Raw genomic sequence first — 7,798 nt, 5'->3', positions numbered from 1 at the left:
TGTGTTGGTTGAAGTAGTTATTTTGAAATGTTTTATGCGTATTGGCAACGCTCCGACTAATTACTTCGCTTTCCGTGGGCACAGCCTCAACTAACTTTGCAAAGAAAAACACTTTGCAAAGTGGATTTTCGGCTCGTGCTATTCCCACAGGAGTCTCCGTAATTAGTCTCCGCTATGAGAAGGTGCAACAATTCTTGTCAGAAGTAATAGGTTGACTTTTTACAATGGACCGCTATCGTGAGTATAAAAGCAGCTGTGTTACTTCATGCTAGCGTTGTAGAGCCTGATAATAGCGAAGGCCGCCCACTTTCACTCCTGTGGAAACTGTTTGACGTGAAGATCCACTTTTTCGAGCGGTTTTGGCTCGAAAAAGTTAGCTGAAGGGCAAACCCCACGGAAAGGAAAGTGTGCAGCCGGAGTGGTGATCAAGCATTTGATAGTATTCCATAATAACTAATAGAGGAAGCGTAAACCTTGAGCATTTAGTGGTAAGGTCTGAGTGAATTTTGCTCAGTTTTTCTTAAATGATAAGTTTGTATACTTCAATATTCATTGTTATAGAATAAAGATGATTAATGGTTGTTGTTGAATAAATTTATTTTACCCTTTTAGTGAATGATGGTATAAAATGGGACAAATAGATATTTGTCATCACTAGGAGGGCTAAAATGAGAGGTTGGATTTTTCATAGTCTCAACATAATTATTTTACTCTTAATGTCAGTTTTTAATTTGTTTGCATGGTTTGGAAATGCCTTGAGTGCTGTTTCTACACCGGGAATTTCCATTGTCTTTGGGGTTAGTTATATTTTGTGGGGAATTTTTTACGTTATTCAGTCTTTAAAGAACACAAATATCTGGAGAATCACTTGGTTTTTAATCTCTTTGATTGTTTTATGGTACTGGGAATTCGGTGGGGGAACTACACTTTACAATTTTCTATTTATCTACTGTTCCTTTGTTCTTACCTAAAATCCTTAGTTCATTAACAAACTATATCTTTTGTGATTGAATTGAAGAAAGAAGCAGAAGATATCACCAATTACATCAACTTCACCAACAGCAACTTTCGGCAACATTTCACTGCTGTTGCCGAAAGTTGTTATCATCTAATTACATCACGGATTTGGTGGTTGCTTGCTTGTAAAATCTCTTGCTTGGTCGATAGCGGTGTATCACCTACAATGGTATGTGCTAGCATACATGAAGCGGTTGCAAACTGAATGGTTTGTTGTGGTTGATAGTCTTGGAGTTTTCCGTGAATAATGCCTGTTGCAAAGGCATCACCAGCTCCGATTCGGTCCAAAACACGAAATTGTTCTTGCTTTGCATAATGAAATTTCCCTGCTTGATATAAATAGCCTTTGATAGAATGGGAGTCATCATGATGAATTGTTCGATGGGTACCTGCTATCATAGCTATGTTATAATCCTCTGCCACTTTTGGAATCAGTTCCTCTAACTGTTTTTCACGTTCTTGATGCTGACAGTGGTATTCCAATGTGTAAAGTGCATCTTTCTCATTCATCATCACCATATCAGCGATGTTCAGTAGTTGGTCATAGTATGGTTTTGCTTTTAGATGGCCGTTTTCTCCCCATAGAGAAGGACGGTAATTGCAATCAAAGAGAACAGTACCCCCTTGCTCCTTGACTAAATTAGCTAACCGTATCATTTGCTGTCGAACATTTTCATTCATAGCTAGTGTTATCCCACATACATGTAATAAGTCGATCTCTTCAGCGATTTTATGAAATGAATAGTTGGATTTACTTGCGGTATTAAAGCTACTTTGCATACGATTGGAGTAAGTTACACGACTTGGCCGAGCACCAATTCCATTCTCTAAAAAATACATTCCGATATAATTACCTGATCGGGCGATATAATCGGTCGAAATGCCGAGCTTTTGTAAATGAGAAATAGCAGCATCACCAATTGGATTAGCTGGTAGTGTTGAAATGAGTGCACTTTCATATCCTAATTTTTCGATGCTGCCAGTAATATTTACCCCTGTACCCGAAAACGAATATTGTAAAGAATTGGCTTGTGTCAGCAGTAGATTCTCAGGCACTTGCATACGCATCATTACTTCCCCAAAGGCTGCGATTTTTTTAGACATATTGATCAACCAGCTTTTTTACTTGTTGTAGTAAGAAGGTTACATCATCAACGTTAGTCTTGCCAGTTTCTTTATCAATAATCGATGAATAAACATGGGGAATGATCTGCGGTACATTGGCTGATAAGGCAATATCCAATATTTCAGTGAAGTTTGTTTTATCTATACCGCCAGTAGGCTCTAGTGCAAAGTTTTCTTCACCACACGCTTTGGCGACGGCTTTGTACTCATCTATTGTCGCTAAACCTTGCATTGGAAAATATTTAATTGCCTTTCCTCCCATATCACGAACTAATGAAATAGCAGATTTGACAGGAACAATTGCTTTTTCTGCTTGTTCACTAATAGGACCTGTTGAAATATTGACGTAACCAATCTTCCCAGAAGGTGTTACTAAGCTATTAATCCAACATTCTTGCTTATCCGTATTTGCTTTCGTGTGTCCGACATATGGAAATACTTGATTTATATGTTTTCCCGTATATTGTTTTGCTATCTCAGCAACTACTGCTGCTTGCCTACTATCACCTGCTCCGAGTCCGATCGAGACTGCATCCTCTATTGCTGAACCATACGCTTTCATAGCCTGTATAGCTTCATCTGTTGTTCGGTAATCCTTGGACAGAACACCAACTAGTACATGTTTTTCAGCAGTTTGATAGATATCTTTCGCGTTATCGATACTGTTGGCTAATACATTTAAAGCAACCCGATTTTGATAAAAATGATTAAAAATAGAAGCCATTATGAACTACCTCCTAAAATCTTCTGGATTCTTTGAACAATAATCTCGATATCATTTCCCTGTAATGGGCGGGGATCAATATCGAAAAAGCCTTGCTTTACTCCATAATCTCTAGTGTAGATAGCGATCTTTCCGATTCTTAAAGCAGTAGCTAATTCTTCTGCACTCATGTTTGCTTGGATGGGATTAATCTTGATTCTTCCTCGATAAATCTCTCTTCCCGCTTCATCTTGGACAATATCAACGGTTACACCATCCAATTCATTTAATACATGTAAGGCTTGAAGGCTGATTCGTTCTTCTCGACTATGATCTTCTTTGTTAAAAAAATGATCAATTGCCTGAAGTAACCCGAAAATTGCTTCTTTTCCTACTTTCATACTTCTACCAATTCCATATAATTGGACTTTTACCCAATCAATGTATTGCTTTTTTCCAGCTACAATCCCCGAGGTTGGCCCTTCGATAGCTTTCGAACCACTGAAGATAACAAGATCGGAACAGGATATATATTTTTGCAGATCTTCTTCAGCAGCAGCATCAATAATGAAGGGAATGCCATATTTTTTGGCAACTTCCCATGCATCCTCAACCGTTATCATGTTTTTTTGAACGGCATGATGAGATTGGACATATAAAATAGCACACGTATTGTCGTTTATCGTTTCTTCTAAATGTTCCTTCCTACCTTCATTGGCATAGCCGGCTTCTACTAGTTTTCCACCTCCTAAATGAATCATGGTTTCTATTGGAGCTCCGTATTGAACATTGTGCCCTTTAAATAAGACCACTTCATTTTCTGGAATGTCTTTTTGGTGTAGCTTTAAACTATCATACTTATTTCCCTTTGTTACGAGAGCTGCAATTGACATTGCGATTCCACTAGAAGCAGAATTAACGACGACTGCATCTTCACTGTCTAATTTATCCGCTATATAGCTCCCTGCTTTATCTACTAAATCAGCTAATTCGATATAGTTTTGTGCTCCTATTTTCATTGCGTCCATAACACTGTCATTTGGTGCCGATACCCCTAAAATACTCATTCTGCCACTTGCATTAATGACTCGCTTTAACCCGTATTTAGCATGTAATGAGTTCGCCATCTTTTACCACTCCTTTAGGTACGATCATTTGATTGGTAATTCTCTCTTCTCCAACTGAATCAACTAAAACCGTTTTTTTATTTTCCATCTTAAATATTGTTAAGTTAGCATTTTCACCTGCTGCACAGGTAGCTAACTCAGGCATTCCTATAGCTTGGGCAGGGTATGTGGTTATGGAATTGATGACTTGTTCCAAAGAGTAGCCAAGATAGAGAAATTTACTGGCTACATGAGCTAAGCTGTACACTGGACCATTCTGCCGATTCTCCCGGTAAATATCAGTACTGATCGAAAAAGGATAGATTTGATGCTTTTTGGCATATTCTGCAACTTGAAAGGAAAAGCTTGCACTGCCGTGGCCAACATCTAACAACACCCCACGGTGGATTGCCTGTTGCAGTTCTTTTAGTGGATTACCATTCTGATCAAATAAATTATTGCTTTTCCCGTTTAGAAAATGTGTCACAATATCCTTTCGATCTAGTAATCTTAAAATATCGTTAATAGCTGGCGGTGCTGAGCCAATATGTACCATTAATGGTAGGGAGGTAAGACGAGAAAATTTTTTGGCGATTTGTAATGGGATAATGTTGTTGTCCTTTACAACACTGTTACTTATTCTAGCCTTAAGTCCAATGATTTTCTCGTGGTATTTAGCAACGGCATCTACCACTTTCTGTTCATCTATCCATTCCAGATTAGATAGTTCATCCATTCTCGTAAGGCCGATAGCTGAAATATTTAAAAACAGATATAAATTTGTCTTATGTACCTTCTCAGCATCAAGGAGATCGCTTACATTGTTTGCACCACAACTTCCAGCGTCCACAATGGTTGTTACACCTTGTTTAACACCAATTTTATCTATTTCGTCTCCGTATGGATATAATGCTTTATTTGCATGTACATGTAAATCAATCCACCCGCTCGACACATAACAGCCAGAATAATTGAATTTTTCCTGCGCTATTCCTTTTCCAGCATTGGTAATTTCAGCAATTCGGCCATTTCTAATCACCATATCCACTTTCCGCCCGGTAGTGAATTTCACATTCTGTAGTACATACGAATATGTCATGTATTTCACCCCTTATGACAAAAGAATATCAATTTTAAGTATAGATGTCTATACCTTATTTTAAAATAATCCTGTGTCTAATATATTGACAAAAGTTTCTAAGTTTAATAATCTTGTATAGAGGTATAGTCATCTTATCTATTGTTCCTAAAATAGATTGCGCTTACATCGATATGTATTCTATTAATCTATTAAAGGAGTGGAGGAAAGAGTGATAGTGAAAGGAAAACTTCAACATGTTATGAAATGGTTAGTATCAGGTTGTGTCGCAATTGTAATAGTTGCTGTTGGTTTATTATTCCTAGCAACAGAAGAAATGACTGCATCAGAATCAGCAGATGATTATCGAGTTGTCGGATATTATACGCAATGGTCAACATATGGCAGAGATTATCAAGCGGTAGATATTGATGCAAGTAAATTAACACATATCGTTTATGCATTTGCGGATTATTGTTGGGAAGGTGAAGGTCATGCAGATACAACTGATTGTGAAGGGGTAACAAATGGTACAGTAGTATCCGCTGATCCGTGGGCAGATTATCAAAATCCTAATGTATTAGGACTTACGGAAGAGGAATTAGAAGATTGGGATCGAAATTTTTATGGAAACTTAGGTGGTTTAGCAATATTAAAGGATGAAAACCCGGGATTACGTACCTTATTATCTATTGGGGGATGGACATTCTCGAAAAATTTCTCCCATATAGCAGCATCAGAAGATACTAGGGAAACTTTTGCAAAATCAGCAGTTGCTTTTATGAGAAAGTATGAAATGGATGGTGTAGATATCGATTGGGAATACCCGGTTAGTGGTGGGCAAGAAGGAAATGTTCACCGCCCGGAAGATAAAGAAAATCACACTTTGTTATTACAAGCGATACGTGATCAATTAGACAAAGCAGAGGAAGAAGACGGCAAGGAATATGAATTAGCGATTGCTTCTAGTGCAAATCCTTCTTATCTAGAAAATAATGAAATGGAAAAAATTGCGGAAATAGTTGATTTTATTGACATTATGACTTACGACTTTAACGGAAGCTGGCAATCTACCAGTGCACATAATGCTCCATTATTTGCTGATCCGGCTGCAATGGACGCAGGAGTACCAGACACAGATGTATTCAATGTAGACACAGCAATCGAAGGACATTTAAATGCGGGTGTACCTGCCAATAAATTAGTGATGGGATTACCTTTTTATGGTCGTTCATGGGCTGATTGTGATAACGCGGATGATAGCCCTAATGGCGGTTATTATCAAAACTGTCAAGGTGCAGGTGATGGAACATGGGAACCAGGGGTCTATGATTATGATGATATTATGGCCAATAAATTAACGGATGAGCAATATACTGCTTATTGGAATGATGTTTCCAAAGTACCCTATTTATTTAATGAAGAAACAGGCGAGTTTATTACCTATGATGATGAACGTTCGATAGCGAATAAAATCGCCTATCTGGAAAACCGTCAACTTGGCGGGGCGATGATTTGGGAGCTAAGTGCAGATCGTGAGAGTAGACTATTATCTGTAATTTTTAATGAATTTACAAACGGCACAACACCACCCGAACCTACACCTCCTGATGATGGTACGGTTAAGGATATAGCAGAACTCGAGATCAGTGATAATCAGTATATGTATACTAACTCAAGTAATCAGGAAAGCATCGTTATTAATGCATCCCTTTTGGAAGAATTACAAGAAGATTATGAGTTAGTGATTGATTATAAAGATATTGCTATAGAAGTACCTGTTGCATTGTTGCAGAAAGAAGAGAATATCACCTTCCAGTTTGCCGAAGCTGGAGAGGAGATAAACAATAAGCATAATAATCAAGTTAGCTCTATTTATGATTTAAAGATATTAGCTGGAGAAGAAGTAATGGCTGACTTTGGCGAGCATCAAGTTACATTGACTTTCACTGTGAATGAAGACAAGATAGAAAATTGGGATCAATTAGTTGTTTATTTATTGGAGGAGAATGGTGAAAAACAGAAAGAAATAGATGTCGAGTACGATAACGAACAACAAATCGTTATGGCAGAGGTTGCTCATTTTAGTTTATACGGGGTATTCGAGAATAGCACTCCTGATGAAGAACAAACAGAAGATGAAAAGGAAGGCAATGAGTCTGAAATAGATAACGAAGAAAAAACAACGGAAGAACCTTCCACTAATAATACGGATCAAGACGACAAGAACGATGGGAACAACGAAAAAGAAAGTACTACGTCTCCCCAAAGTCAAAATGAGCAAACAGAAGGTCAGCCTCTTCCAGATACTGCTACGAACCAATTCGATTTTTTATTAATCGGCTTACTATTAATAACTGGCGGTAGCATCGTGTTTTTCGTATCAAAATTGCGTAGATATTATTGATATATTTAGGTATAGACAACTAATCCTATGTTATGTTAATCTATATGTAATTGGAATTGGCTAATTAAATCACGGCTCACATGTTACTAATGAGATTAGGCATGGAGAAAATATAAAGGCTGGTTTATCGCCTTTAATATTTCTTCATGCTTTTTTTGTGGGGAAAGAAAGTATAAAAATTTGGTACTTGTCTAGCTCCGAACGCCCAGAAACTATGCGGTTTCACGAATCGCCCTACGATAAGTCATCATCGGTTCGTAAACTCACCGTGATTCCTTTATCTCAGTTGCTTCTGAAGTCGCTACGTTTCTAAACGGGTGCTCTGCGCTTTTCTTATTTAAATGAAAATCATGTCAAAAGGA

At 37.7% G+C, this 7,798-nt stretch carries 7 protein-coding genes; 2 read left to right on the top strand and 5 right to left on the bottom strand.

Going from position 1 to position 7,798, the window contains the following annotated elements; all coding sequences use genetic code 11:
- Positions 1-668 precede the first annotated feature (668 nt).
- Positions 669-971 carry a hypothetical protein gene (locus GH715_RS13795; protein WP_153835800.1) on the top strand — a complete coding sequence of 101 codons (303 nt, stop codon included), beginning with the start codon at positions 669-671 and terminating at the stop codon, positions 969-971.
- A 5-nt stretch (positions 972-976) separates the two neighbouring features.
- Here the strand turns inward: GH715_RS13795 and GH715_RS21800 are convergent, their stop codons facing one another.
- Genes GH715_RS21800 through GH715_RS13770 form a run of 5 tightly spaced genes read right to left on the bottom strand, consistent with a single transcriptional unit; the run spans position 977 to position 5,050 of the window.
- Positions 977-1,108: a hypothetical protein gene (locus GH715_RS21800; protein WP_276208114.1), complete on the bottom strand. Its 132-nt coding sequence runs from the start codon at positions 1,106-1,108 to the stop codon at positions 977-979.
- The gene (locus GH715_RS13785; protein WP_153835799.1) at positions 1,105-2,121 is read right to left on the bottom strand and encodes a sugar kinase; all 1,017 of its coding nucleotides are present in this window, start codon (positions 2,119-2,121) and stop codon (positions 1,105-1,107) included. The genes GH715_RS21800 and GH715_RS13785 overlap by 4 nt, the downstream gene beginning before the upstream one ends.
- Positions 2,114-2,866: a 2-dehydro-3-deoxy-phosphogluconate aldolase gene (gene dagF / locus GH715_RS13780; protein WP_153835798.1), complete on the bottom strand. Its 753-nt coding sequence runs from the start codon at positions 2,864-2,866 to the stop codon at positions 2,114-2,116. Before dagF ends, GH715_RS13785 begins: the two co-directional genes overlap by 8 nt.
- The gene (locus GH715_RS13775; protein WP_153835797.1) at positions 2,866-3,972 is read right to left on the bottom strand and encodes a DgaE family pyridoxal phosphate-dependent ammonia lyase; all 1,107 of its coding nucleotides are present in this window, start codon (positions 3,970-3,972) and stop codon (positions 2,866-2,868) included. Before GH715_RS13775 ends, dagF begins: the two co-directional genes overlap by 1 nt.
- Entirely contained in the window at positions 3,950-5,050 is a 1,101-nt protein-coding gene (locus GH715_RS13770; RefSeq protein WP_153835796.1) for an amidohydrolase/deacetylase family metallohydrolase, read from the bottom strand. The genes GH715_RS13775 and GH715_RS13770 overlap by 23 nt, the downstream gene beginning before the upstream one ends.
- Positions 5,051-5,291: 241 nt before the next feature.
- On the opposite strand from GH715_RS13770, the gene GH715_RS13765 reads away from it, so the two are divergent.
- Positions 5,292-7,436 carry a glycoside hydrolase family 18 protein gene (locus GH715_RS13765; RefSeq protein ID WP_163578666.1) on the top strand — a complete coding sequence of 715 codons (2,145 nt, stop codon included), beginning with the start codon at positions 5,292-5,294 and terminating at the stop codon, positions 7,434-7,436.
- The last annotated feature ends 362 nt before the right edge of the window (positions 7,437-7,798 follow it).

Origin of the sequence: Gracilibacillus thailandensis (assembly GCF_010994055.1) — a bacterium.
GTDB classification, from domain to species: Bacteria; Bacillota; Bacilli; order Bacillales; family Amphibacillaceae; genus Gracilibacillus; species Gracilibacillus lacisalsi.
Note: the sequence above shows the minus strand (reverse complement) of the source record. Positions and strands in the feature narration are given on the sequence as shown.